The organism is Arthrobacter sp. MDT2-3 (assembly GCF_059090465.1).
In genome coordinates this window covers 143,422-170,122 of the sequence record NZ_JBNHFS010000006.1, presented here as the reverse complement: position 1 = coordinate 170,122, position 26,701 = coordinate 143,422, and the positions used below count along the sequence as shown (strand labels likewise).

The 26,701-nt window shown below is 61.6% G+C and carries 21 protein-coding genes and 1 pseudogene; 14 read left to right on the top strand and 8 right to left on the bottom strand.

Translation table 11 applies throughout. The features are described from left to right. Nucleotides 1-3: 3 nt before the first annotated feature. Complete coding sequence (locus AC5RUQ_RS17480; protein ID WP_493948590.1) at nucleotides 4-1,395, bottom strand: MFS transporter; 1,392 nt, start codon at nucleotides 1,393-1,395, stop codon at nucleotides 4-6. Nucleotides 1,396-1,959: 564 nt separating this feature from the next. Between AC5RUQ_RS17480 and AC5RUQ_RS17475 the strand changes: the two genes are divergently transcribed. Beyond that, on the top strand, nucleotides 1,960-2,658 hold the full coding sequence (locus tag AC5RUQ_RS17475) for a maleylpyruvate isomerase family mycothiol-dependent enzyme (RefSeq protein WP_493948589.1): 699 nt from the start codon (nucleotides 1,960-1,962) through the stop codon (nucleotides 2,656-2,658). Between the two features lie 193 nt (nucleotides 2,659-2,851). After that, nucleotides 2,852-4,069 (top strand): benzoate/H(+) symporter BenE family transporter, encoded by a 1,218-nt coding sequence (locus AC5RUQ_RS17470; RefSeq protein WP_493948588.1) that lies wholly within the window; start codon nucleotides 2,852-2,854, stop codon nucleotides 4,067-4,069. 316 nt (nucleotides 4,070-4,385) lie between these two features. On the opposite strand, the gene catA is transcribed toward AC5RUQ_RS17470, so the two are convergent. Beyond that, on the bottom strand, nucleotides 4,386-5,270 hold the full coding sequence (gene catA, locus AC5RUQ_RS17465) for a catechol 1,2-dioxygenase (protein ID WP_493948587.1): 885 nt from the start codon (nucleotides 5,268-5,270) through the stop codon (nucleotides 4,386-4,388). A gap of 329 nt (nucleotides 5,271-5,599) precedes the next feature. Between catA and benA the strand changes: the two genes are divergently transcribed. The 5 genes from benA to AC5RUQ_RS17440 all read left to right on the top strand — a co-directional run bounded on the left by benA (nucleotide 5,600) and on the right by AC5RUQ_RS17440 (nucleotide 13,012). Continuing rightward, nucleotides 5,600-6,982 (top strand): benzoate 1,2-dioxygenase large subunit, encoded by a 1,383-nt coding sequence (benA, locus tag AC5RUQ_RS17460; RefSeq protein WP_493948586.1) that lies wholly within the window; start codon nucleotides 5,600-5,602, stop codon nucleotides 6,980-6,982. A gap of 49 nt (nucleotides 6,983-7,031) precedes the next feature. Continuing rightward, nucleotides 7,032-7,568 (top strand): benzoate 1,2-dioxygenase small subunit, encoded by a 537-nt coding sequence (benB, locus tag AC5RUQ_RS17455; protein WP_493948585.1) that lies wholly within the window; start codon nucleotides 7,032-7,034, stop codon nucleotides 7,566-7,568. Between the two features lie 146 nt (nucleotides 7,569-7,714). Continuing rightward, nucleotides 7,715-9,289, top strand: a complete 1,575-nt coding sequence (gene benC, locus AC5RUQ_RS17450; RefSeq protein ID WP_493948584.1) for a benzoate 1,2-dioxygenase electron transfer component BenC — start codon at nucleotides 7,715-7,717, stop codon at nucleotides 9,287-9,289. Further along, entirely contained in the window at nucleotides 9,289-10,119 is an 831-nt protein-coding gene (locus AC5RUQ_RS17445; protein ID WP_493948583.1) for a 1,6-dihydroxycyclohexa-2,4-diene-1-carboxylate dehydrogenase, read from the top strand. Before benC ends, AC5RUQ_RS17445 begins: the two co-directional genes overlap by 1 nt. 61 nt (nucleotides 10,120-10,180) lie before the next feature. Continuing rightward, a complete protein-coding gene (locus AC5RUQ_RS17440) occupies nucleotides 10,181-13,012 on the top strand; it encodes a helix-turn-helix transcriptional regulator (protein ID WP_493948582.1) in 2,832 nt (943 codons plus the stop codon). Nucleotides 13,013-13,050: 38 nt separating this feature from the next. Here the strand turns inward: AC5RUQ_RS17440 and catC are convergent, their stop codons facing one another. From catC to AC5RUQ_RS17425, 3 genes are read right to left on the bottom strand one after another with little or no spacing between them, the layout of a single operon-like run. Next, nucleotides 13,051-13,329: a muconolactone Delta-isomerase gene (gene catC, locus AC5RUQ_RS17435; protein ID WP_493948581.1), complete on the bottom strand. Its 279-nt coding sequence runs from the start codon at nucleotides 13,327-13,329 to the stop codon at nucleotides 13,051-13,053. A gap of 31 nt (nucleotides 13,330-13,360) precedes the next feature. Then, complete coding sequence (locus AC5RUQ_RS17430; protein ID WP_493948580.1) at nucleotides 13,361-14,464, bottom strand: mandelate racemase/muconate lactonizing enzyme family protein; 1,104 nt, start codon at nucleotides 14,462-14,464, stop codon at nucleotides 13,361-13,363. Nucleotides 14,465-14,510: 46 nt separating this feature from the next. Next, a complete protein-coding gene (locus AC5RUQ_RS17425; RefSeq protein WP_493948579.1) occupies nucleotides 14,511-15,401 on the bottom strand; it encodes a LysR substrate-binding domain-containing protein in 891 nt (296 codons plus the stop codon). 305 nt (nucleotides 15,402-15,706) lie between these two features. Here AC5RUQ_RS17425 and AC5RUQ_RS17420 point away from each other — a divergent pair, with 305 nt between their 5' ends. From AC5RUQ_RS17420 to AC5RUQ_RS17400, 5 genes and pseudogenes are all read left to right on the top strand, one after another. Then, a complete protein-coding gene (locus tag AC5RUQ_RS17420) occupies nucleotides 15,707-16,519 on the top strand; it encodes an alpha/beta fold hydrolase (RefSeq protein ID WP_493948578.1) in 813 nt (270 codons plus the stop codon). Beyond that, a complete protein-coding gene (gene pcaC, locus AC5RUQ_RS17415) occupies nucleotides 16,516-16,941 on the top strand; it encodes a 4-carboxymuconolactone decarboxylase (RefSeq protein WP_493948577.1) in 426 nt (141 codons plus the stop codon). The genes AC5RUQ_RS17420 and pcaC overlap by 4 nt, the downstream gene beginning before the upstream one ends. Continuing rightward, a pseudogene (locus AC5RUQ_RS17410) lies at nucleotides 16,938-18,151 on the top strand (thiolase family protein). Before pcaC ends, AC5RUQ_RS17410 begins: the two are co-directional and overlap by 4 nt. A gap of 4 nt (nucleotides 18,152-18,155) precedes the next feature. Next, nucleotides 18,156-18,839 (top strand): 3-oxoacid CoA-transferase subunit A, encoded by a 684-nt coding sequence (locus AC5RUQ_RS17405; protein WP_493948576.1) that lies wholly within the window; start codon nucleotides 18,156-18,158, stop codon nucleotides 18,837-18,839. 1 nt (nucleotide 18,840) lies between these two features. Next, nucleotides 18,841-19,521 carry a 3-oxoacid CoA-transferase subunit B gene (locus AC5RUQ_RS17400; protein WP_493948575.1) on the top strand — a complete coding sequence of 227 codons (681 nt, stop codon included), beginning with the start codon at nucleotides 18,841-18,843 and terminating at the stop codon, nucleotides 19,519-19,521. A gap of 373 nt (nucleotides 19,522-19,894) precedes the next feature. On the opposite strand, the gene AC5RUQ_RS17395 is transcribed toward AC5RUQ_RS17400, so the two are convergent. The 3 genes from AC5RUQ_RS17395 to AC5RUQ_RS17385 all read right to left on the bottom strand — a co-directional run bounded on the left by AC5RUQ_RS17395 (nucleotide 19,895) and on the right by AC5RUQ_RS17385 (nucleotide 22,113). Continuing rightward, entirely contained in the window at nucleotides 19,895-20,119 is a 225-nt protein-coding gene (locus AC5RUQ_RS17395) for a hypothetical protein (RefSeq protein WP_493948574.1), read from the bottom strand. Between the two features lie 469 nt (nucleotides 20,120-20,588). Beyond that, nucleotides 20,589-20,822 carry a hypothetical protein gene (locus AC5RUQ_RS17390; protein WP_493948573.1) on the bottom strand — a complete coding sequence of 78 codons (234 nt, stop codon included), beginning with the start codon at nucleotides 20,820-20,822 and terminating at the stop codon, nucleotides 20,589-20,591. A gap of 181 nt (nucleotides 20,823-21,003) precedes the next feature. After that, the gene (locus tag AC5RUQ_RS17385) at nucleotides 21,004-22,113 is read right to left on the bottom strand and encodes a hypothetical protein (protein WP_493948572.1); all 1,110 of its coding nucleotides are present in this window, start codon (nucleotides 22,111-22,113) and stop codon (nucleotides 21,004-21,006) included. Between the two features lie 889 nt (nucleotides 22,114-23,002). Here AC5RUQ_RS17385 and AC5RUQ_RS17380 point away from each other — a divergent pair. Further along, a complete protein-coding gene (locus AC5RUQ_RS17380) occupies nucleotides 23,003-24,775 on the top strand; it encodes an ATP-dependent nuclease (RefSeq protein ID WP_493948571.1) in 1,773 nt (590 codons plus the stop codon). Further along, on the top strand, nucleotides 24,759-26,591 hold the full coding sequence (locus AC5RUQ_RS17375; RefSeq protein ID WP_493948570.1) for an ATP-dependent helicase: 1,833 nt from the start codon (nucleotides 24,759-24,761) through the stop codon (nucleotides 26,589-26,591). Before AC5RUQ_RS17380 ends, AC5RUQ_RS17375 begins: the two co-directional genes overlap by 17 nt. The last annotated feature ends 110 nt before the right edge of the window (nucleotides 26,592-26,701 follow it).

Below are 26,701 nucleotides of genomic sequence, written 5' to 3'. Positions count from 1 at the left end.
GGTTCAACTGCGGGTGGAAGGGGCGATAGGGAGCTCACCCTCCGCGCCATGCTCCACTATCTCGTGGACCTTGTGTTCAGCCTCTTCCAGCTTGCGTTGGCGGGGCACAAGGACGGTCACAATGGCGCCGAATAGCGCCACACCGCCGTAGATGTAGAACGCTGTTGATCCCCCGATACCCGCTGCGGCCAGCCACCCTCCGATGATTGGACCAAAAATGCCGCCCAAGCGACCCAAGCTTGCGCACCATGCCACGCCAGCTGCACGGGCGTTAGTGGTGAAGTAGTTGGATTGGAATCCATAGATCAACACTTGAGTGCCGAGTGTACCTACGCCGGCCAGGGCGATGAACGTGAACAGAAGGGGAAGCGGGAAGCCGAAGGTCATCAGCACCAAGGTGATGGCGGCCAGCACGAAGGTGCCGGCGATAACGCGCTGTGGACCGGTTTTGTCTGCTACCCGGGAGGCGAGCAGACCGCCTACCACGGCTCCGAGGTTTAGTGCCAGCGGGAAGAACAGGGAGTAGGTGCGCCCATAGCCATACCCCTCCATGATCTTGGGCAACCAGGTGTTCAAGCCGTAAGTGAGCAACAGACCCGAGAATGACATCAGGCCGAGCAGGACTGATGCGAGGGCAAACTGACGGGAAAACACTGCGGCGAAACCGGTCTTTTGCGGGGCAGCGCCAATCTGCTGGATGATTCGCTCCTCGACCAGCGGGACACCTGTGCGCTGCGCTGCAGCCAGGGCCTCCTGTTCACGGCCGCGAGCAAGCAGCCAACGCGGAGACTCGGGTAGCTTGAACCACGCGATCGGCAGGAGGAGCACGAGTGGCAGGGCCCCGATCATGAACAGCCCGCGCCAGCCAATGTCGTCCAAAAACAAGATGCCCATAACGGATGCAAACACGCCCCCAGCAGGAATACCCGAGTAAACGACGGCGTTGTACACGTGGCGTTTACCTGCCGGTGCGAACTCGGCCATGGTTGCACCGGCCGTGGCAATGACGACGCCGAGGCCGAGTCCGGTGATGAAACGCATCGCGCCAAAGGAAGTGACGGTGGTGGTGAACGCCGTGATGAACATGCCAACGGAGAACCATGCGATGCCCAGGAGCATGAGGCGTCTCCGGCCAAAGAAGTCGCCGACCGCACCGCAGATCAGTGACCCGACGAGCACTCCTATGAGTGCCCAGGAACCAAGCAGGCCTGCCATAGCGGCATCGAATGCGCCAATCTGGCCGGCGTCCGCCAGCAGTCCCGGCAGGACGGTCCCGTAAATAACAAGGTCGTAACCGTCAAAGAGCAGTGCTGTGCAAATGACGAAAGCGACCCACTTTGCGGTGCGAGCCTCCTTACGTGGATTCTCGGCAATGGTGGGGTTTTGCTGAAGCATATGCCCGGGTCCTCTCTGAACAGAGCATGGAAAGAGTGTGGAGCCGGGAACTGGTTAAGTATCCCTAGCTGCCTTGCAAGTCTGGCAGTGTTGTGATGGCTGTCATACTAGGTATGTACCAAGGTTCGTACTGGGGGGTCTTTTAGATTTCGTCGGTATGAATCGGGCCGAATGGCAGATGCCAAGGTCGGCGGCCGTGGCGAAGGGAACGGCGGCGCCTTGCTCCATCAGGTTGGTCAGCACCGGTGAGCGGGTACTAGGGGGATGGTTTTTGGCCCCGAACGGCGCCCTAGAAGTCCGGGGTAGCTGCGGCCACGTGTAGGTACCGAATCTCGGGTAATGGATTGCTTCCAGGTTTCGTGCTGCAAGTTGTCCGCGCCTTGGGGTCATGCACGTGGCTGCCAGGCCGGACGGAGGCGGCCCAGTCCTCCGCCGCCGTGGCTTCTTCAGGCACGAGGAAAGTTCTAGCTGGATATGTATTTCGTCTGAGTCCGTGTGATTTAGGTATAGATGATCTGGCCGAATTGGGTGATTCGTGATTGATGCCCTGATTACGATGGCAACATGATCAATCCCGCGCGCCTGCACTCGGATCTGTCCCGCCTCGGCCGTGAGACCAACATGTTCTTGGCTACTGTGGAGTCCCTGTCCGACGGGGAATTTTTGGCACCCTCCCTCTGCAAGGAATGGAGCCGAGCCGACGTCATCGCCCACCTCGCCTCCAACGGCCGGGCTTTGGTAAAGCTCATCGACTGGGCCACCACTGGGCAGGAGCAGCAGCTCTACGCGTCGCCCGAGGCCCGCGCCCAGGAAATTGCCGCTCTCGTTGCCTTGCCACGTGAAGACTTGCTCGCCGAGCTACGGGATTCTGCTGCGTACTTCGCAGAGCAGTCCCAGCGGTTGTCCGGTGAGGTGGTGGTGGAGGAGGTGCGACTGCACGACAAACGGATACCGGCGACCGGCATCGTGGCGCTGCGTGTCGCCGAGGTGGTCGTCCATCACCACGACCTAAACACCACTTGGACCATCGAGGAGGCCGACCCTGACTCGCTGCTTGACGCGTTGGAGGCGGCAGTGCGTACGATGCGTGCCAAAGGCGCCCCGGGCATGACGCTGGTTACAGAAGAACGCGATGAGTGGGTAATCGGGGACGGGACCCTGCACGTGGTCTCGGACCGCGAGGGCATGCTCGGCTGGTTGGCTCGTGGTGACGCCCGCAGTGTCGAGGCTGAGGGTTCGTTGCCGACGTTACCACCTTGGTGAGTGGCTGGAGGCTCCAGTACTGGGCCTCCGCCAGGAACGATGGCCGCACGGATGATGGGTCTGCGCCGGTGTAATTCAGAAACGGTGGGGTTCCTCCTGCCCAACACACATTCGCTCAGGAGCGACTATGTTTGACTCCGATCCTCCCGCGTCCGCAACAGTCAAGGCGGGATCCGGCACGACTCCCCGAGCGTTGCCGCTGTTCGAGCGGCCCGGGATCAGGCCGGCAAGGGTGCGCGATGTTCTGCGGGACATCGGGCCGTCCTACGTCTCTAATGGAATCGTAGGACTGGTCTTTTCCGCCTCCGGCCCGATTGCGGTCACTCTTACCGTCGCATCCGTCGGCGGTTTGACCCAGGCTCAGGTCGCGTCGTGGGTTTTCGCTATTTTCCTCTCGGCCGGCGCCGCGACCCTGCTCATGTCGATGCTCTACCGCCAGCCGTTGGGCTTCGCTTGGTCCATTCCTGGGACTGTGCTGTTGGGGCCGTCCCTGCAGCACTTGTCCTTTTCTGAGGTGGTTGGGGCGTTTTTCTCGTCTGGTGTGCTGATCCTCGTCCTTGGCGCCACGGGGGTAGTCCGAAGGGTTACGGCCGCGATTCCCTTGCCCATCGTCATGGCCATGGTCGCGGCCGTGTTTCTTCGGTTCGGAACGGACATCGTCTCGTCCTCCCAGGCCGACCCGGCAGTGGCGATACCGATGGTGGTTGCGTTCCTTGTGCTTGCTGCCGTGCCCTCCCTCGGCAAATATCTCCCTCCGGTGCTTGGAGCTTTGATGGCAGGCGTCGCCGCGGTCGCGCTCACTGGCCGCTTCACTATGGAAGAGGGGGGACCGGTTTTCGCCACTGCCGTGTCTACCGCTCCTGTGTTTACTTGGGCCGCTCAGCTGGAACTGGTCATTCCGCTGGTTCTGACGGTACTGGTGGTACAGAACGGCCAAGGGACTGCAGTGCTCCGTGCCGCTGGCCACCGCCCGCCGATCAACGTTTTTGCGATGAGTTCGGGGGTGTTCTCACTGCTAAATGCCAGCCTTGGTGCTGTCTCTGCGTGTGTAACCGGCCCCACTAACACCCTGCTGACGGGTTCCGGACAGAAACAGCGACAGTACACCGCAGCAATAATCTATGGTTTGCTGTCTCTGGTCTGCGCTCTGCTGGCCCCCACACTGACCCGCCTTATGCTCGGGACCCCGGAAGCTTTCATTCTGGCGCTAGGGGGCATCGCTATGCTGCGGGCTTTGCAACAGGCTTTCGTCACTGCTTTTGCCTCGTCCTGCACCCTGGGAGCGCTGGTGACTTTCGTTGTCACGATCTCGGGCCTGAATCTTTTCAACATCCACGCTGCCTTCTGGGGCGTTGTCATGGGTTACGCCGTGTCCCGTTTGCTGGAGCGCCAGGACCACGCCGAGCTTTAGCACCGGTCTCAATCTGATTGGGCCGCCGCTGCGGCCTGTACCAACTTCGTCAGAGAACGGGAACACTTCCGTCGTCGCCTTGGCACTGATACGCCGCCCGCGAGGGATCAGGCTGGGGCGGATGTGAGCGCCGTCGGATCTGGCCGGGACCGGCTGAACACCTGCGGAGTGCAGGCAATCGTGGGCTTGAGTGTGCCGCCGATTTCTCCCGCCGGTCACCGGAGAGGTCGCAAACGCGGAGGTGCCCCGAAGCGGCTGCTCCGGGGCACCATTGCGGCAGGCTGCGGACCTGTGCCAGTTTTAGGGAAACAGGCTGTTACCTGTGCTCGCCCTCCTTGGCCAGGACGTAGTTATAAGCGGCTTCCTCACCCTGGCCGCCGTCGGTGCGGGGCTTGGGGTCGAGCATGAGCTCATCCTTGACCGCCGAGGCGATGTCGTCGGCGTTGTGCGGGTCCCCGGGAAAGTACAGCTGCTGGGTGACGGGCTGGTAACCGGGGGCAGAAACCTTGATGTGGATGTGGGCCGGACGCCAGGCGTGCCAACCTGCAGCGGCGATGAGCTGTCCGCAAGCCCCGTCCGTGGGGATCTGGTAGGGGGCCGGGCGGACGGTGTGGATCTCGAAGTAGCCGGTCTCATCGGCCTTCACGGTGGCGCGGAACAACCATTCGGGCAGGCCGGGGGCGTACTGGGAGTAGAACCCGGCTGCGTCGGCGTGCCAGATCTCGATTTGGGCGCCAGGTATAGGTTTGCCGGCCGTGTCGGTGAAATTGCCGCTAAACCTCAGCGGGGTGCCCTGCTCATTCTCACGCATCTCTACCGTGGCGGGGGTTTCCAGGACGGGGGAGTTCGGCACGTAGTAGGGGCCCTCGATGGTGCCCTTGGTGCCTGGGCGGTCTTGCGAGTTAATGTCCTCGATCGTGTGCTCCAGCCACACGTCCAGGAACAGCGGCCACTCGCCGTCAGTGCCGACCTTTATCAGCCATGCCTTAAGGGCGTTGAACTCGTCGTAAGTGACCTGATGCTTCACCGCCAAATCATTGATTGACTTGATGGCTTCTCCAGCCAGCAGGCTAACTCGCTCCTGGGAAACTGCAATGGAAGTCGTCTTGCCGGATGCGGTGAAACGCTCCGTTGCTTTCGAGCCGGCCTCTACCGCGGAGCCCTCTTTTTCTTGGCGGGTGTCCGCCTGGGTATCGGTCATAGTGATCTCCACATTCTTCGTTGAATCCGGTAGCAGGAACCGCTCCTGCCCCGTGTAACGCGCCGGCGCAGGAATGGCCCCGACAAGAACCGGCACGTGATGCCGCTATTCAGGCTAATCGCCACATCAGGACGATACAAATATGGATTAGAGCGATTATTTGTCTCAAACGCTACATAACGACCCCCTTGGCTAAACCTAGGTATTTGCCTGATGTGAGCGGTGTCACCGGGGTCCACAATTGGCATATACCTTTTTGGCTGAGCGGCCCTCGCGCCAGGCCTGCCGCGCTAACCGTTCCCAGCACTTCACCGCAGAAGGAGCACGTCATGACCGAAAGTTTGACCCACGTCCGCGAGGTTCTAGCCGACGCCGTAATCGATGACCGCGAACGCGGCATCATCCGGGCCAAACGGGAGATCTTCACCGACGAGCAGATCTTCGAGATGGAAATGAAGTACATTTTCGAGGGCAACTGGGTTTATTTGGCGCACGAATCGCAGATCCCGAATGTGGGCGATTACTTCACGACCTACATCGGCCGGACACCCGTAGTGATCACCCGGGACAAGGAAGAGAAGCTCAACTGCATCGTCAACGCTTGTTCCCACCGCGGTGCCATGCTGTGCCGACGCAAGACGGACAACCGCACCACGTTCACTTGCCCTTTCCACGGCTGGACGTTCAAGAACTCCGGCGAGCTGCTTAAGGTCAAGGAAGCCCGCAACGGCGGCTACCCGGAAACTTTCAACAAAAACGGCTCCCATGACCTGACCAAGGTTGCGCGTTTCGAGTCCTATCGCGGCTTCCTGTTCGGCTCCCTGAACCCGGACGTCCTGCCACTCGAGGAGCACCTGGGCGATGCCACCAAGGTAATTGACTCCATCGTCGATCAGTCTCCAGAAGGACTCGAAGTGCTGCGCGGCGCTTCGACCTACACCTATGACGGCAACTGGAAAGTACAGGCAGAAAACGGGGCCGACGGCTACCACGTCACATCCGTGCACTGGAACTATGCCGCGACCACGGCCCGCCGCGCTGCCGGCGACTCCGCCAACACAACCAAGGCCATGGACGCCGGCCAGTGGGGCAAAGTCAAGGGCGGGTTCTACTCTTACAAGCACGGCCACCTGCTGCTGTGGCAGGAATGGTCCAATGCACAGGACCGCCCGCTGTGGGACCGGCGGGACGAACTCGTCAGCAAATACGGCGAAGAGATGGCGAACTTCATGATCAACATCTCGCGCAACCTTTGCATCTACCCGAACGTCTACATCATGGACCAGTTCTCCTCCCAAATCCGCCACTTCCGGCCCATCTCGGCAGACCAGACCGAGGTTACGATCTACTGCATCGCCCCCAAGGGTGAGTCCGCGGAGAACCGTACCAAGCGCATCCGCCAGTACGAGGACTTCTTCAACGCCACCGGCATGGCCACCCCGGACGACCTCGAGGAATTCCGCTCCTGCAACAAGACCTACTGGGCCCGGACTGCACCCTGGAACGACATGACCCGCGGATCCACGCACGAAATCCTGGGTCCGGACGAGCAAGCCATGGCACTGGGCATGACGCAGGTTATCGCCTCCGGCGTCCGAACCGAGGACGAGGGGCTCTACCCGATCCAGCACACCTTCTGGAAAGAGGTAATGGAAAAGGGCCTCGCTGAAGAGGAGCGCTCCGCACAGGAGACCGCCCCCGTCACCGCCTGACCATCCCCTCGTCCGGGCTCCGCCCGGAACTTGCAAAGGAATTTCTATCATGACCAACCTGCTCAATCCCGTGGCGGCGTTCAAAACCGCCGAGGACATAGCGACCCTGGAAACAGTGTGTTCCTTCCTCTACCGCGAGGCGCGCCTGCTCGACGACCGCCAATTCGACGAATGGCTCGAGTGCTACCACCCGAATGCCGAATTCTGGATGCCGGCCTGGGATGACAACGACACGTTGACCGAGGATCCCCAGTCCGAAATTTCACTCATCTACTACGACAACCGCGGCGGCCTCGAGGACCGGGTTTTCAGAATAAAGACCGACCGCTCCTCTGCCACCTCCCTGCCGGACCCACGCACCGGGCACAACATCACCAACGTCGAAGTCCTCGAGCGCTCCGGCGACCGGGTGGAAGTGCGTTTCAACTGGTTTACCCTCTACTACCGGTACCAGACGACCGACACCTACTTCGGCACCAGCTTCTACATCATCGACCTCTCAGGCGAGCAGCCCAGGATCCTTCGGAAGAAGGTCGTGCTTAAAAACGACTACATCCACCATGTCGTTGACGTCTACATGGTGTAACCACTTCCGCCGCGGCGAGGCGACAGACCTGACTCAGGTACGGCAAGGCCGCGCCGCGGCGCCACCATTTCCCCGCTCCCAGCGAGCATCTTCAAACAGCACTTCCCCGGGCGCACGACGTGCGTCCAACCCCAGGAGGGACAATTATGGGCCACCAGGTAGCCCTCAGCTTCGAAGACGGCGTCACAAAGGTCGTCAAAGTCGGCAACTACGAGACCGTCATGGACGCCGCGTACAAGGCACGAATCAATATCCCCGCGGACTGCCGCGACGGGGCCTGCGGCACCTGCAAGGCCTTCTGCGACTCTGGATCATTCGATCCGGGGGACTTCATCGACGACGCGATGACAGATGATGAGCTCGAAAAGGGCTACCTCCTCACCTGCCAGGCGGTCCCTGAGTCAGACATGACCATCCAGATCCCTGCCACGTCCGAGTCAGCAAAGACCTCCGCAGCCGCGTTCACCTCGACGCTCAAGCAGATTGACAAGCACTCCGAGTCCACGATCTCCTTCACACTCGGCGTGGAAGGCCGGGATGCCATGGCTTTCCTGCCGGGCCAGTACGTCAACATCAAGGTCCCCGGCACCGACGCGGAGCGCTCCTACTCGTTCAGCAGCGGACCCGTCGTCGAGGATGCCTCATTCATGGTGCGCATCACCCCGCAGGGTGCAATGTCCGAGTACCTGCGAGATCGCGCGGAGGTCGGTGACAAGATCGAGTTCACCGGCCCCTACGGCTCCTTTTTCCTGCGCGAACCCAAGCGGCCCCTGCTGCTGCTGGCTGGCGGAACGGGCCTGGCCCCGCTGCTGTCGATTCTGGAAAAGCTCGCCAGTAACCCCCCGGCCACCCCGGTGCACCTGATCTACGGCGTGACCCGTGAGGCAGATATCGTCGGCCTCGACTGGTTGCGCGCCTACGAGGAAAAGCTGCCGCGCTTCACTTGGGACTACATTGCCTCCGAACCCGGCACCTCGGCCCCCCACACCGGATACGTCACCCAGATCATCAGTCCCGAACACCTCAACGACGGGGACGTAGACATTTACCTGTGCGGGCCGCCCCCCATGGTCAATGCTGTTACCAAGTGGCTGGATGCTGAGGGCGTGCAGCCGGCAAACTTCTACTTCGAGCGATTCGCGCCGAAGGAGAGCACTGGCGGCGATGCCGAAACAGGCGCACCCGCCCCGGCTGAAAAAGTCGCGGCCGAGGGCGACAAGATCACCCGCGTCGAGGCCATCTCCTCCTTGGAGACCGGCCGACTGGAGTTCCGCAAGGAGGATAGTTTCGCCCACCTTGATGCGCGTATGGGGCTCGAGTTGGCAGTCACCGAGTTGATGATAGGGCGCCTCAGCGAGGAACAGCTGCAGCAGTTCCGCCGCCTCGCCGAAGCGACGACACACTCCGTCGGGGCCGGGACGGTCCAGAATCCCGAGGAATACGTGCGCACGAACGAGGAGTTCCACGAGTATCTCTTCGTGATCTCCGACAACCCCATGCTGCTGGAGTCCTACCGGCGGCTCAATGTCCATGCCCAGATGGCGGCAACCTTCGAGAAGGGCACAGAAATCTTCGCCCGCGTCGCCCAGGATCACGTTGACATCGTGGACGCCTTCGAACGCCGTGACAAGGAGCGCGCCCGCGAAGTCATCATGGCTCACGCCCGCGACGCCAAGCAAACCATGGCCACCGCGATCGATGCCAAGGTAGCCGGCAGCTGATGGGAACACCACCGTATGCAGGACAATTCATCACACCCGGACGCTTCGCTGAAAAAGTCGCGCTTGTAACCGGCTCGGCTCAGGGTATCGGGCAGAAGGTGGCCGAGCGGATCGCCGCCGAGGGCGGCACCGTCATACTCGTGGACCGCGCCACCTTGGTGCACGACGTCGCCCGCAGTATCAACGAAAATGCCAAGACCTCGGGTTCCACGGGGTCCGCCACCTCTGTGACCGCGGATCTTGAGACCTTCACCGGCGCTCAGGAGGCCGTTGACGCGGCTCTGGCCGCTCACGGCCGCGTGGATGTGCTGATCAACAACGTGGGCGGCACCATCTGGGCCAGGCCCTACGAGGAGTACGACGAGGAAAAAATTGAGAAGGAGATCCGCCGTTCGCTCTTTCCTACCCTCTGGTCGTGTCGGGCTGTGCTGCCGGCCATGCTCGAGCGGGGCGCGGGCACCATCGTAAATGTCTCCTCGGTGGCCACCCGGGGATTGCACCGCGTCCCCTATGCAGCCGCGAAGGGCGGGATCAACGCCCTGACCCAATCCCTGGCCATGGAGGTTTCAGGCCGCGGCATCCGCGTGGTGGCTACCGCCCCAGGAGGCACGGAAGCCCCGCCCCGGAAGGTCAAGCGGGGTCCGGAGGCAGACTCCTCCAAGGAAAAAGCCTGGTATCAGGTCATTGTGGACCAGACCGTCGAGTCCACGTTCATGAAACGCTACGGCACCTTGGACGAGCAGGCCGCCCCCATCGTGTTTCTTGCCTCCGACGAGGCTTCCTATGTCACAGGCAGTGTACTCGCCGTGGCTGGCGGCGACCGCGGCTGAACAGGCCCCCTTGGTAGTCCGTCGTCATGGCCCTACCCCACGCGCCGGTAGAATTGCAGCCATGACGACGGTCTCCCATCTCAGCGAGACGGGCGAGCATCTGCCCCTCGTTGGGCGGGCCGGGATCTTCGAGGAGCTGCTGCATACTCTCGAAACAGTGCGCAAAGGGCAGGTATGCAGTGTTCTGCTCACTGGTCCCAATGGATCCGGCAAGACCGCGGTACTGGAACACTTCCTGGAGCATTGCCGCTCCCTTGCCCGCGGCGTGCGCGTGCTCTCGGCTACAGGAGACGCGTGGGAGAAACAGTTCGCCCTTGCCGGGTATTCGCAGCTCATGAAGGAGCCACTGCTGCGTTCGGCAAAGGGCCACGACGGCGGCCCCGCCGCGTCCGCAGTTCCTGCCGCCGACCTTACCCCTTCCCAGCTTCTCAACTACGCCTCCACGTTGAGCACGCACCTTGAAGGGCTGCAGTCGCACAACTGCGTGCTCGTTGCCGTCGATGACGTCCAGCACCTGGACGAGGAGAGCCTGCGCATCCTCATCTTCGTGATACGCAGACTCCATGGCAAGCGCGTGATGTTCGTGCTTACCGCTGACCTGTCGCAGGCTCAGGACGTCCCCGCCGGTGTGCTGGATTTCCTGACCGGTCACCAGGTCTCCCGCTTTCAGCTGGAGCCCTTGTCCCCCGAACAGGTCCTGGATCTGGCCAAGCGTTCGTTTGGCATCGACCTGAGCGCAACCGCGGCCCATGGACTCGTGCAGCACACCAAGGGGTCGCCCCAGCTTGTCGTGGATCTGCTCGGCGAGCTGCCCGAGGAGACATGGCATTCCTGGTTTCCCTCCCTGCCCCCCAGTTTGCGGGCCCGGGCCAGGGTGAACAGCGTCCTCGGTGCGGCTTCCCCAGGGCTGACCGCCGTGGCGGAAGCTGTGGCAGTACTGGGGAAAAATGCCGGGACCGCCGAGGTCGCGTCCGTGAGCGGTGTAGACCCGCTTATCGACGCGCTGGACGAGGCCCACAGGGCCGGGTTCCTCCGGTTGTCCGTGGACCGGCTGCGTTCAGTGGCGGAGTTCTGCGAAGCCGGTGCCGCGGAGACCGTCTACGAGCAGATCGTGCCCAGCCGGCGGATGGAGCTGCATCGGCGAGCGGCCGCCGCCGTGCAGGCCGAGGGTGATCGTCTCGGGCATCGGGTGTCCGCCACACCCGGGTCCGATGAGGAGCTCGCCATGGAGTTGGAGGATTATGCCCGGCGGCAGGCCGTAGCGGGGGCGTGGCACGACGCCGCCACGGCCCTATTCTCCGCTTCCCGCCTCGCTGCGGACCGGCGAGTCCGTGAGGAGCGTTTGCTGCGGGCTGTGGACGCCTTGGTCGGGTCGGGCAATATTGCAGAGGCGGACACCTGGACGGCTTCCGTAGACGCCATGCCGTTTTCGCCTCTGCGCTCTTCGGTACTCGGCTACCTCAACACGGTATCCGGGCAGAACCACAGCGCGCAGACCCAGCTGGAAACTGCATGGCGCACTAGCAACGCTCGCCAGGACCCGGCCGGTGCCGCGCGGATTGCTCAGCGGTTCACCCTTCACGGGTTGGCCTCCTGGGATGGTCCGGTCATCACCGGCTGGGCGGAGCAGGCCATGTCTTTGACGGAGCCAGGCACCCCCGCGCATATCGAATCCGAGGCCATCTACGGCCTGGGGTTGTTCGCGCAGGGGCGGCTGGCGGCCGCGGAGGCTTCCTACGGCAGGGCTTTTGAGCACGCCGCGGAGAACCCTCAGAAACAGCGTGTGCAGATGGGGGCCGGCTGGTTAGCCCTTCGCACCGATAATGCTGAGACGGCTTTGGTCAATTTTGAGGCCGCAGCACCCACGGGGTACCGCGGAGGTTCCTTGCGCATCTCCCTTTGGGCGGAGGCCTGGCTGGCCCGTACGCAGCTGGTGCTGGGGGATTGGGACTCGGCGGCAGCCACAGTTGCCCGCGCCTCTGTGCGGCTCGAAACCTCCCGGATGCCGTTGATCCGGCCCCTCCTGTACTGGACGGGGGCAGAACTGTGGTCCATGCGGGGCGACTGGGACCGGGCACGGCACTACGTCTCCCAGGCGGCCGTGCAGGCGGGTACCTACCGGGCAATGCAAGTTCCGGCCAGCCTGGCCCGCGCCCGCTTCCATGAGGCCCGGGCAGACTACGACGGAGCCCTGGCGGCGATGCGGCCCCTCACGGACCTTGACCCCTGGACTGACCAGCGGGTCTCGTTCTGGCCATGGCAGGACACTTACGTCAACGCACTCGTCATGACCGACCGGCTCGACGAAGCAGAGGCCTTCCTGACCGCTTTTGAGCAAGTTCGCCGGGAACGGGACATTCCCTCGGATCTGGCCCGAATGGCCTGGGCACGTGGCCGGCTCCTGGCCGCCCAAGGGGATCCCGACACGGCGCGGGAGCACTTCGAGGCGGCCCTGGGGCACCTGCGCGGACTTCATCGCCCGTACCTGCGCGCACGAATCAGCTTCGCATTCGGCCAGTCCATGCGCCGGGCCGGCAAGCGGCGACTGGCGTCCTCGGTGCTCAGGGCGGCCCGGGACCTTTACGAGTCACTCGGTGCTGCCACGTACGTGGACCGGTGCGACCGGGAACTTAAGGCAACTGGTCTCGACGTTGGCACCCTGCCCGACCCCGCCGATCCGGTGCTCGTAGCCGTAGATCGCACCCGCGTCAGCCTCACGACCCAGGAACAGGCGGTTGCCCAGCTCGTGGCATCCGGGGCCACCAACAAAGAGGCAGCGCGCACCCTGTTCGTAGCCGAGAAGACGGTTCAGTACCACTTGACCCGCATCTACTCGAAGCTCGGCATCCGCTCCCGCAGCGAGCTTGCTGCCCGCTACCAGACAGCCGACTAACCTGTTCGACACCTTTGCCAGTAAAGCAGGGGCGGGTGCTACTTCACATCGGAAGGATGCTTGGCCAAAGGCACCACGGAGATGTCCATGTAGGGGAACAACGGCAGGTTCTGCAGGATCTCGTGCAGCTCGTCATGGGAGTCGACGTCAAAAACGGAGTAGTTGGCATACTCGCCCACGACGCGCCAGATTTCCGGCCATTTTCCCGAGCGCTGCAATGTCTGGGAATAGGCCTTCTCGGTCGCCTTAATCTTTGCAGCCTCCTCAGGAGCCATGTCGAGGGGCAGGTTGACGTCCATGTGAACCAGATACTTCACCGTTGTGTCCTTCCATTGGGGATATTGGTGTCTAGCGATCGCTGCGGTAGCGTGTCAGTTTGTCCTCGTCGATGATCGTTCCGGCTCCGGGCACCTGCCGTACATGGATGCGCCCGTCGGTGATGGTCAGGGGATCGGCTAGGAGGTCATCCGCCATGTCGAGGTAGTTGGACAACTCCGCGGCCCGCTTCGCGGTATGGGCGAAAGCCGCCCCGAACACCACCGAGGCGACAGTACCGACCTGGGTATCAATCTGGTTACCGATGTAGACGTCCACCCCCATGCCCTCTGCCATCCCGACAATCTTCGCTGCCTCAGTAAAGCCAGAGCGGGCCGTCTTAACAGCCAGCAGGTTCGCCCCGCCGGTCAGGATCTCCCTGGCGGCTTCCCCGAGGGTGGGGGCGGACTCATCCGCGGCAATCGGGATGGCGGAATTGGCCACCAATCGCCGCCTGCCCAGCACTTCGCGGGCATCATCAGGCTCCTCAAGAAATTGCAGGCCCAGATCACTGGTGCGGCGCAGGACCTCGGCGGCTTCATTGGCCGACCATCCACGGTTGGCGTCCAGGTAAAGTTCGGCCTCCTCACCCAGGCCCTCCCGCAGCACTTTAGCGGCCTCCACATCCAAAGACAGGGGGCGCCGGCCCGTTTTGAGTTTGAAAGTGGTGATCCCGTAGGTTTCGCGGAAGTGCAGGGCCAGCTCCAGCAGTTCGGCGGCAGGCTTAAACCCGAGCATGTGCGATACCCGCAGAGCGTCCGTGTACCCGCCCAGCAGCTTCGTCACTGGCTGGTCCAGGGCTTGGCCGATGATGTCCCAAAGCGCAATGTCAACCGCGCCCTTGGCGGCCTCGTTGTGAACGGTGCGGGCTATGACGGCCTGCGCCTTCTCCCGGTCGAACACGTCCAAACCAATCAGCTGGGGCGCGAAAAGGTCTTCAATCACGGCGACGATCGACTTTTGCGTCTCGCCATAGGTGTAAGGCCGGGGCGGGGCATCGGCGGTGCCAACGATCCCATCAACGGTACGGACGCGAACGAGCACGTGTTCCGCTGCATGAACTGCCCCAGAGGCGAAGTGGAGGGGGTGGGTGTAGGGGATCGAATAAGGGATCGCCTCGACGGCTGCGATCTTCATGGGCGGGTCGGGCCTTTCGTCGGGGATTGTGGAACGGTGAGAGGAACTATGGGATGACCGGTTCGGTCACGGCGATGACGACGTCGAGGAAGTTGTGCAGTAACGCGGAGCGGTCTTCCCTCCGCCAAGCCACAGCGAGGTCAACTTCCGGCGCGTGCTCAAGGCTGCGGTAGACAACGCCCTCCAGTTGCAGTGCCCGCACACTGGAGGGAACGATCGCCACTCCGCCCCCGGCGGCCACGAATGACAACATCGTTGAGGTCTCCCCGGCGACCTGGATGATCCGGGGCTGGAACCCAGCCTGCCTGCACAGCTCGGCAGTGGTGCGGTGGAGCACTGAATCGGGCGGATAGGCAATGAAGTCCTGGTCCTGCAGCTCGGACACTGCTACTGGCCTCTCCTCTGCCAGGAGACTGAACGACGGCAGAGCAACCACCAGCGGTTCGCTGGCGACAATGCGGTATTCGATCTCTGGAGACGCCACCGGTGGGCGGAGTAATGCCGCATCAAGGGCACCCTCCCGCAACCCCTCCTCCATAGAGGGGGTCAGCATCTCTCCGTGGAGGCTCAGAGACAGTCTGGGCATGATCTGCTTGGCCCGGCGCACGATCGGAGGCATGACCCCGTAGGTCGCCGAGCCGGCGAATCCTACACGCAGGACGCCAGTGGCGCCTTGCCCGACTTGGAGGACGTCAGCCTTGAGCGTCTCCAGCTCGTTGATAATCCGCCGGCCCCTGTCCAGCAGCACCTGCCCTGCGGCGGTGAGCTCGACCTGACGCGTGGTGCGGTTCAGCAGTTTGACGCCCAGAAGCTCCTCGAGCTGGCGGATCTGCTGCGACAGCGGAGGCTGGGCCATGTGCAGCCGCTTTGCCGCGCGACCAAAGTGGCGCTCCTCTGCCACGGCTATGAAGTAGTTCAGCTGCCGGATATCCACCACTCACCCCTCCGTTCGGTTTTGCATCAGCAAAGATTAATTCATAGAATACCAATAAAGCCAAGTATTAGTAAAAGAAAATGACACAATGGGCACGGCCCTTGGTTTGGGCTAGGGAAGCCAAGGGTGTGCGCAAGCGTGAGAAGCCCAGCCCGAGCAGGTTGGTTCTCCCGTTATCAGGGGAGCTGCGAGGACTAGTGGCGGAGCCGAATGATGGAGTGCTAAGACACTCGGCCCCGCCAGGATGCGAGTCTCTAGGTTTACGGTCCTCATAAGTGGAATGTCGTCGAGAAAGGAAGGAGCCCGCCGTGGCTAAACTTGCCATGAAAGCCGCACTGCTGTCGCCCCAGCGGCCCCTTGGCGACCACCCCCTCCTTGTGGTCGGTTCTTCCCTGGGTACGTCCTCCCTCCTCTGGAACCGGGCAGCATCCCTGCTGGGCAGCGACTACGATGTGGTGGCGTGGGACCTGCCCGGCCACGGCGTCTCACCAGCCGCAACCGAAGCGTTCGACGTTTCGGACCTGGCAGAGGCCGTGGTGGACCTGGTCGACTCCATCGCCCCCGGTGAAGCTTTCCACTACGCCGGTGTCTCCCTGGGCGGTGCCACCGGCCTGCAGCTGGGCATCAAGCACGGCGAACGCCTTAAGAGCCTCTCCGTCCAGTGCAGCGCTGCGAAGCTCGGCACACCCGAGGCGTGGCTGGAACGCGCCGGAACTGTCCGCAGCCAGGGCACACCGGTGATGATCCAGGGTTCCGCGCAGCGCTGGTTCGCACCCGGTTTTATGGACCGGGAGCCCGAATTGAGCAGCCGTCTCCTGCACGCCCTGCGCGACGCCGACCGATTCAGCTATGCCTACTGCTGCGAAGCTCTGGCAGCCTTTGACGTCCGGGAGGAGCTGGGGAGCATCCGAGTCCCCACCCAGGTGATCGCCGGAGCACTGGACGGCGTCGCACCGCCGTCGTTGGAAGTGGCGGCAGGCATCACGGCCGGTGGAGGCACCGCCACGGCCGTCACCCTGGAGGGTGTGGCTCACCTCGCTCCTGCCGAAGCACCGGCCCATGTTGCCGAACTAATGCGCAGCCTTCTCTCCTGGGCCGAATCCCGGGGAGCAGCCAAATGAGCGGAACTGAAAGAAATGGCGTGGTCCAGCCGGACGCCACCAGCCAGGATATTTACGACGGCGGCATGATGGTCCGGCGCGAAGTCCTGGGCGACGCGCACGTGGACCGGGCCAACGCCAACAAGGACGACTTCACCGAAGACTTCCAGGACATGATTACGCGGATCGCCTGGGGTGGCATCTGGACCCGCCCGGGCCTGACCCGACAGATGCGCTCCGCCGTCACCATCACCGCCATGGTGGCGCACGGGCACTGGGAAGAGCTGGCCATGCACATCCGCGCTGCCCTCACCAACGGCCTCAGCAGGGACGAGATCAAGGAAATCCTGCTACAGACCGCCATCTACTGCGGAGTCCCCTCCGCCAACACCGCCTTCAAGACTGCCCAGCAGGTCTTTCGAGAAATGGATACAACCCCATGAACCAGGCTTTTGTGTACGACGCCGTGCGCACCCCCTTCGGCAAGTTCGGCTCCGGCCTCGCCGCCGTCCGGCCGGACGACCTCGCCGCGCACGTGATCAGGGAGTCCGTAAAGCGCGCGCCCGGGCTGGATCCGGAGCGGATTGATGAAGTGGTGTTCGGCAACGCCAACGGCGCCGGTGAGGAGAACCGGAACATCGCCCGGATGGGCACCCTGCTGGCCGGACTGCCGGTGTCCATTCCCGGCACAACGGTGAACCGGCTCTGCGGGTCGTCCCTGGATGCGGCGATTATCGCGTCCCGCCAGATCAACGCCGGCGACGCCGAGCTGATGCTGGTGGGCGGTGCCGAGTCGATGTCCCGGGCCCCCTGGGTGCTGCCCAAGACGGAGAAACCCTACCCTGCCGGGGACATCACCATGGCCTCCACCACGCTGGGCTGGCGTCTGGTGAACAAGGCGATGCCCAAGGAGTGGACCATTTCCCTGGGCGAGGCCACCGAACGGCTGCGGGAGAAGTACAAGGTGAGCCGCCAGGACCAGGACGAATTCGCCGCGGCCTCGCATAACCTGTCCGCCTCCGCGTGGGACGAGGGCTTCTACGACAACCCCGGTCCCCGGTCCCCGGCACAGACCTGGTCCGGGACGAGGGCATCCGCCCGGGTTCCACCGCCGAGAAGCTCGCGGCGTTGAAGACGGTGTTCCGCAACGAGCCCGAGGGGGCCGAGGTGGGCGGCACGGTCACGGCCGGGAATGCTTCCCCGTTGTCCGACGGCGCCTCCGCGGCATGGATCGGCAGCGAAAGCGCCGCCGGGCTGCTGGGGATGGAGCCGCTGGCCCGGATCGCGGGCCGCGGCGCGCACGGCAACGACCCCCAGTACTTCGGGTTCGCCCCGGTGGAGGCGGCGAACAAGGCCCTCGCGAAGGCGGGCATCGGCTGGGACCAGGTGGGCGCCGTCGAACTTAACGAAGCGTTTGCCGCGCAGTCCCTGGCGTGCATTAACGCCTGGGGAATTGACCCCGCCATTGTGAACCGGCACGGCGGGGCCATCGCGATGGGCCACCCGCTCGGTGCCTCCGGAACCCGGATCCTGGGCACCCTTGCCCGGTCCCTGCAGGCCTCGGGGGAGCGGTGGGGCGTCGCGGCGATCTGCATCGGCGTGGGCCAGGGCCTCGCCGTGGTCCTGGAAAACGTAACTGCTCGAAAGGCGTAGGGGAATGCTGAACTTTGTCGATACGGTCCAGGAGGCCGTGGCCGGGATCAAGGACGGTTCCACGGTGATGATCGGCGGGTTCGGCAACGCCGGGCAGCCGTTCGAACTGATTGACGCGCTGATGGACTGCGGCGCCACGGACCTGACGGTGGTGAACAACAACGCCGGCCAGGGTGACCAGGGCCTGGCGCTGCTGATCAAGGAGGGCCGGGTGCGGAAGATGATCTGTTCCTTCCCGCGGCAGTCCGACTCCTGGCACTTCGATGCCAAGTACAAGGCCGGCGAGATCGAGCTGGAACTCGTGCCGCAGGGCAACCTGGCAGAGCGGATCCGCGCCGCCGGAGCCGGGATCGGCGGATTCTTCACCCCCACCGGGTACGGGACCATGCTGGCCGAGGGCAAGGAAACCCGGATCATCGACGGCCGCGGCCAGGTGTTCGAAACCCCCATCCACGCCGACGTCGCACTGATCAAGGCACTGAAAGCAGACGGGAAGGGCAACCTCGTCTACCGCAAGACCGCCCGGAACTTCGGGCCCATCATGGCCGCCGCGGCGAAGCACACCATCGTCCAGGTGTCCGAGGTGGTCCCCACCGGAAGCCTGGACCCGGAGAACGTCGTCACCCCCGGAATTTACGTCAACAGCATTGTCCGCGTAGCCGGCAGCAATGCAGAGAAGGTGGCCTGAGATGAGCACCGCAACGTCCCTCCAAACCTCGGAGACGGCCATGGGCCGCGATGACCTTGCCCGCCTGGTGGCCCGGGACATCGCCCCCGGATCCTTTGTGAACCTGGGCATCGGCCAGCCCACCCTGGTCTCCAATTACCTCACGGAGGAGCAGAACATCACGCTCCACACGGAGAACGGGATGCTCGGCATGGGACCGGAGGCCAAGGGCGAGGAAATCGACGGCGACCTGATCAACGCCGGGAAGATCCCCGTCACCGAACTCCCGGGCGCCTCGTATTTCCACCACGCGGACTCCTTCGCGATCATGCGCGGCGGGCACCTGGACATCTGTGTCCTGGGTGCGTTCCAGGTCTCGGCCACCGGCGACCTGGCCAACTGGCACACCGGCGCACCCGGTGCCATTCCCGCCGTCGGCGGTGCCATGGACTTGGCCACCGGCGCGAAGGACGTCTTCGTGATGATGACCCTGCTCACCCGCGAAGGCGCTTCCAAGATCGTGGAAGCCTGCACCTACCCGCTCACCGGCGTCGGCTGCGTCACCCGCGTCTACACCGACAAAGCGGTCTTCCTCACCGGCCCCGACGGCGTCACCGTCCGCGAAACCTTCGGCTGCACCCTCGAGGAGCTGCAGGAACTCGTACCCGTCCCGCTCAACGCTGCCAAAGCCGTTACATTCTAACCGTTGCAGCTCGGGCAGCCCCGTCCGACCTGCAGCCCCTAAACGGCACTCACTTACCTTGCTGACTGCTGGGCTGCCAAAGCCTTTTTCGCGATAGCCCAGCAGTCCGGAGCCTTACACAACTTCTCCATCTTTGGAAGATGGAGTTATGCCTAGTGGGATGAGGCCAGCGGGCACCAGCTACTGCGCTATACGCCCGTGGCCGAAAGCGGGCTCGAAAGTCTCCTGGAGGCCAACCGACACTTGGCAGCAGCGCCAGCATCCGAGATGGACAAAGCAACGATGCCACCGGAGCACGGCACCACCGTGTTCCGCCGTTTTTGCCGTTGCTTGTGCCGGGGTTCTAGGTCAATGGCGGCTAGCGCCGGCACGATCAACGTTCAACCAAGATCTCGTATGAATCGAAATCGACCAGTCGCCGCGTGCCCGTGATGGTGTCCTGCACCCACAACATTGCCAGGGTGGGGTGAGCCTCATCCACCGGGCCGCGGTGGTGAAGGCCCTGGCCCTGCCGTGCCTCGACCAAGTCACCAGTGGAAAGGTCGCTGGAGTCATAGGACCGGACTACGCATGAGGGCTTGGGGGTGTGTTTCTTCATGTTCCTGTTCCAGGTGGTAGTTCACATACGGGGAAACGCCAGTGGGCCGCAAATAAGGCGGCCCACTGGGTCAACTGCTTAGCTCCGCAGAAGCCACCAGTAACTGATCCAGGACTTCGGCTCCCTGCATGTTTTCACCCACCGCCGCCAGCGGAAGAACGGATCTAATCGCACCGTTCTCCACAACGGCAAGCTCGTTGCCGACGGGCTGGTCGTATTAGCAAGCTCATCCGCATAGTTCAGCTGGGGCCTTTCCTCGCGCGCTGACCAGCCGTCGTTGCTGCAACTTCTCGTATATAAGCCCTTATTGGCGCGTTTTACGGGGGTTGGCTTTGCGACGGGCGGGATAGGAGTATGTTCATCGCATGATCCATAACGTGCCTGTTTCAAAATGCCGATAATGGAGATTTCGTCAAGCTAGGCGGCGCCAAGGTCGGAATGGAGAAGTTAGGCCGGACCTCACCCGTGGCTATCTGTCCTCAAGCACATCCTGGGCAAGCTGCAGCAACTGGGGTCGCGGTATTGGGAAGTCAGGGCCGATCTCGATTCGTATTCGACGCTCCAGTTCGTCAGCCACTTGGTTCTCTGACGGTGCGGGAGATTCTTCCCTCAGATCATGCACTGCTTTTGCGCAAGCCAAGGTGAACTTTCTGACGAACGCAGCGCGCTCTTCATAATCGGGAATAAGTGCTTCGAGCGACACGAGTGCCCCCAAGAGTTGACCGGCCATGATGCGCTCAGCCTACTGAGCGAGCACCAGGCACGTTTGTAGGCGCGTCGGCAATCCTTTGAAAACATCCGGACCTGGAACTCACGGCCTTAGGCAACGCTGCCGTGCCGCCTTGCTCACTGAGAATACAGCCGCCCATACTCTTAGCCAGGGCTCAAAGTGAGTCCAAGACCTCAACCATGTCCTGAGAAGTGCGCGGAAGCACGGTGTTCATCCTGCGGTTCACATGGGCGGCCACCAGAGCGTTTCGGGCTGCTGCGTCTGTGAAGACAATGTCGCAGTAAGGTACCGCGACGGAAAGCGCATCTATGTCGTGGATGTCGTTTACGGCCCACTTCTTCTGGCCATCCTGGTGATACCGCGTCTTCAGCTCTATGGATACGGCCGTGCTTGGCATTCCGAGCATTAGGGCACGGACACCATGCAATGTCCCTCCGGTGGCCCGTCCGAGGTCGATACCTCGTGCAATGAATTCCTCAGTGAACAAGTTGATCAATTCAAAGCTAGCCTCCCGCGCTGCGATAACGTCACGCAGACGGCCTCGACGCCAGTTCTTTTCCGATGTGTTCAGCCGTCCGACTTGCTCTCGCTCCTGCTCCGCCCGTCGTTCCGTTGTCGCTCTGGCCACTTCAGGTGCATAACCGGCTGCAACAAGAGCCGGTATGTCCTCATCTGCTGGACCCGCTAGGAGCATTTCTTCTGCGGTGAGTTCTAGTTCCCTCAGCCATGAATCAAATTGAGGCGCTCCCTGCTCTTGGCGAAGTTGCTCAGAAATGTCCTGGCCGGACTGATCTTCGATCCTGAGCCCGCCGACTCGGCCAAAGGCGTGGAGGATTCCGCGCCTTACCAAGCTGATGGGGACGAATTGGCTTCGATTCTGTCCTGTGAGGCGGTTCAACGCAAATTGAATTTCGTGCCGCATAAGGTCGGGGCGACCTAATAAGTAATCGAAGTGCGTCAGCGTCCCAATGACTCGTGCAATGTCACGTCGCTGCCGCGGGTCTTTGATGTTGGAGATCTCCGCGAAGAGGGAGTCCGTTAGGGCGAAGAGAACGCGTTGTTCCGAGCTCGCGGCGTGACAAGCTTCAAAAAGCGCCTTATGGCGTGATCCATCGCTATGGCCAGTCTGATATTTGGCCAAATTGATCCAGTGGTTGAGGTCGAGGTAAGCAAGGCGAGAAGGTGCGCTCGACCAAATAAGTGAATCAGGCCACATGACGGGTGGCGTGTTGCTACTGCTGCTTTGGAGGTCTTCGGGCGGCACAAATTTGCTCTTCCATACACCCCATCATCCAGTCATGCAGTGACATTTTCTGCAGCGCCTACGGCACGCCCTGGTCACCAAACGCGCGACCCCGGGTCGCCCCCGAAGCGATCCCAAAACGCTGATAACTATGATTCGGCCAACCTAGGGGAGGGCCCAACCAGGCAAGCGTGTGATCGATGCTTGCTCCCGTCGGCCAACAGGGCAGGACCGCGAAGACGCCAAGCAAGCGGCGCTGTCGTGATCGCCGGGAAACCAACCGTCCCTCGCTGGATCCTCCCCGTGGGTCCAGGACCCCTTTCGAGGACGAAACCGCAGCGGATGACCTTTGCGCTGCTTGTTACCCGTTACTGGGCAAACGCTGGTTCTTTGACGACGGCAACGAGATCCTTCCGCGCATCCATGAACTCGGCGGCATCCCACGGCGTCTCATTCACGGTTGGCGACACATCAACGGGCCATTAGCCACCGCGTGGCATGTTCTCGAAGCTTGGACACCAGTCAGCTAACCGTCATCGAAAGTGAAGCCCACGGTGGCCAACTCTCAATGACGGCACTCCAGCAGGCGGTTGAGGAAATCGCCGAAGTAACCTGCAAAGAATGACCTCCTCACCATCCGCTTGCGCAAATGCAAGCCGCATTCTCTCGTCAAATGACGACGGCAAGTACCGAACGGTGATAATGAAGATTACGTCGTCCAGTAGCCGTTGAGAACGATCTACTGGTGAGCGCCCGGAACGCACCGATTGAGTAGCCAGCTCTTTCAAGTGGAAACACAATTTTTCCCCAAAGTAGCTGCCACTGAGTGTGGGTTTCGACTCGAGGCCGGCACCGGAGACCGGTCGGGTCGCTGGTCTTTGCATCGGTGGTTCGCGGCTAAGTTATAAGGATGAACGAGACGTCAGCTCCGCCCTCCACCGAACAACGCCGTGCTGGGCCTTACATCGAGCGCCTAGTAGTCAGGAACTTCCGCGGTTTACTCTCATGCGAGGTTGAACTGGAGCCTCACGTGACCGTGCTAGCCGGACGAAATAACGCGGGAAAATCGAGGATAATTTCTGCCCTTCAGGTCGCATTGGGTGGGAGGGCCGCTGACGTTGATGATTTTTCTGTTGGACTGGACAATAACCCCGAGATCGATGTTATTGTCGCACCGGGTCTTCCGGACAAGGCTGACGCCGATGAAGAATTCGAAAACAGCTTCACGCAGTTGTTCGAAAGTAGAATTCAGACGCTTAGTGAAAGCCCTCTCCGCGAGCGAATCGCCTGGCGAACTAAGATAACCCGCTCGTCTGAAGGTGGGGGAGCTAGAGCGGAGTCATATTTCCTGGTATTCAACGCTGTCAGCCACAAATGGGAACAACTGAGCGCGCCGACAGCTTTGTCTATGAGGCAACGTAGAGCGTTCGCTGTAGACCTAATCAATACAGGCCGCGATTTGCGCGACGAGTTAGGAAGACAAGGGTCGAACATACGCAAAGTACTTTCGGATCTTGAGGTTCCCGAGGGGCAGCGCGGGCCCTTGGAAATGCAACTTGCGAGCTTGAGTACTTCCATACTTGCCGAGAGTAGGACGCTCAAGTCCGTTGACGACGAGCTATCGAGACTTCATTCCCTCGTCGGCAGTGTGGGTTCGCCGGCTCTAAACCCTCTGCCTACAAGTCTTGAAGAGTTGGGCCGTCTCATTTCTATCGACTTGGACACTGGAGGGGGCCCTCTTCCCATTCGTTTTCACGGCGCAGGATCGCGGAGCCTGTCTTCCCTTCAAGTACAGGGTGTCCTGTACGAACGAAGATTGGGCCGAGACGGAAGCGCTGTTCCGCCGACACCGATCACTCTAGTAGAGGAACCTGAAGCGCATCTTCACCCGCAAGCTGCCATGGAACTGGCTGAGCTACTGGTTGGCATGCGCGGTCAGAAAGTTGTCAGCACGCATTCGGCGCACTTGGTGACTTCAGTTGATCCGGCATCGATCCGCCTTGTCCAGTCCGCTTCTGGTTCGACAAGAATCATCGATCTTGGGCCAGCATCAAGTGACGTGTCCGCCGTGCATCGTGCTTTTCGGCCGAGCCTTCATAAACAGGAGATGGAGAAGCTCCGTAGACTCGTGGAGCGACCCTTCGGGGAGCTTTTATTCTCAAGTTGCATAGTAGTTGGGGATGGCGCCACCGAGCGAGCGTTCCTCCCCGTTGCTTTGCGCTATGCGCTAGGGGGAAAGTCGCACGGAATCACAGTCGTGGATCCCGGGAGTCTCTCCAACGAACTTGCTTCAGCCATCGTTAAGTTCTCCCAGATGACGAACACCCCCTGTTTTATTTTCGCTGATAGCGACGATGACGGACTAACGGCGGTCGGCTCCCTCAAGAGCATGAATACCGCGCGGTCCCCTGAGATCGTATGGATCAATGGGACTGATGAGGCTGGCACTCCGGTACCAGGCGCAATTGAGTCCATGCTTATGACGTTTGATGAGCAGATGTGCCGCGCTGCCTGTCAGTCCCTCCACCCCGGGTCTTCGGGTGACACCATGAAACAGATGAAGAATCTAAAGGGAAGTTCGGGAACTTTCTTAGCTCGTGCACTCATCGACCGCCACCCAGACTGGCAGAGTTGGCCGACCCCCCTAAAAGAATTGATACAAAAAATTGACATCGCTATCTGAAGGCCAGCTCCCTGATGTAACCCTCAGCCCTCTTCAGCAGGAGGCTATAGATTCGGACTCTCGAGCCATAGTGGTTTTGGCGGGTGCCGGAAGTGGAAAGACTGAGGTAGTAGCTCGGCGCGTACAACGCCTCCTGTCAGAGTCCGGAGTTGGTCGGATTCTCGCTCTCTCATACACGAACAAGGCCGCCGAAGAACTGGGCGAGCGATTACAGGCACGCGTCGGTGCGGAATCGGAACGTGTGACAACCGACACGATCCACGGTTTCGCCCATGCCTTGCTTCGTCAACATTCCACCAGGATTGGTCTGCCCGTCGAACCAGAAATACTGACTCGGAACGAGGATAGAGCCGAGTTGCTGAATCAGTGGCGCATCAGCCAAGGCCTTCCGCCCGCCACAAACGCTTCTGCATTTCTAAGCGAGATTGATTTGCAGCGAGCCCGCAAAGTCGAAAGCCCGGAAGTGGAGGACTGGCGACGGGCCTTGGACAGTCTTCAAGCACTTGACTACGCTGCCCTTCTCGACGCAGCGCTCGAATTGCTCGAACTCAAGTCAGTTCGGCGGCAGTTGGCGCGTACGTACACCCATATCGTCGTGGACGAGGCTCAGAACCTGACGCCGTCCCAATATTTCTTGCTCACGGCCCTTTTCGGGGAACAAAGCGACGGGCCCTCGATGATGCTCGTTGGTGACGACAAGCAGTCAATAATTAGCTTTGCCGGGGCTGAGCCAGACCTAGTGAAACACTTTGCACGTTCGTACGGCGCTAAAGTCATAGAGCTGCGAGAAAACTTCAGATCAGCGTCCATTATCAGCAGACTTGCTGGCCTAATCGCCCAACAGCTCGGACAGGGTCAGTCGCCAACAGAACCACACGCAGCCCCGGGGCGCATTGAGTTCGCCGCAGGAATGGATGAGATCGATGAGGCGGCCAAAATCAGCGACTGGGTTGAGAATCTTCTCCGCAACGGTCTTCCGGACGCCGCGGTCGCACTAGGGGAATCAGTAAAAGTAAGAGCGGAGGAAATTGCAGTTCTTGGACGGTCTGCTTCAGCCCTGAGGGCCACGGCGGACGCACTTGACGCAAGGAACGTTGCCTATTCCACGAGCAGCGACGCAGCGGACTGGTTAGAAGGACTGGTAGGAAACGTTGTCCTGGAGTTGGTTGCATTCAATGCCGCGGCTAAACACGTTTCGCCCCAGTGGCAGTTGGGCCGGCTGATAGATGTAGACCCAGAGATGCTGAAGTCACGCGAGCAGATCGCGAATGCCCTGCGTTCGCACGATGACACTCTCATCTCAGCCCTTTCAGACCTGGTTTTCGAGACCGACATGCCGTCATTCATGGAGAGCCTGAGCACGATCGTCCGCAATCACGAGGCCGGAACTTCCGAGCTTGCCTCGTGGAACGCCGATAGGGAAGAAATTGAGAAAGCCTGGCGAGACTATGAGGCCACGGTGGATAGAGGATCTCGAACTTGGCTGGATTTCCGCCTTTTTTGCTCCCGACGCCAGCGCGGCTCCGCCACCAGTGGAGTGCAGCTGCTGACCGTTCACAAGTCACAGGGTCGAGAATTCCGGGCAGTCGCTATAGTGGGCATGAATGAAGGCCAGATACCCGATTTTCGGGCCAAATCCGCCCGTGATCAGGCAGGTGAACTACGGACCTTTTACGTCGCTGTAACTCGAGCTCGCCGAGTTCTGCTTCTGTCGCGGGCCCTTCGTCGCGACACTAGATACGGTCCACGTTCCACGACGCCTTCCCCGTATTTGAGGCTTGCCCGGCAGGTGGCTGGCGACACGGAAGACATTTAGAAGGAAGGAAAGGCAGGGCAGGGGCCCACCTCGCCCTCCTGTGAGCGGGTGTTGCATGTCTTTCGCCTGACCAGTCCAACATCGTTTGTTGCACGATTCTCTCGTCCAGT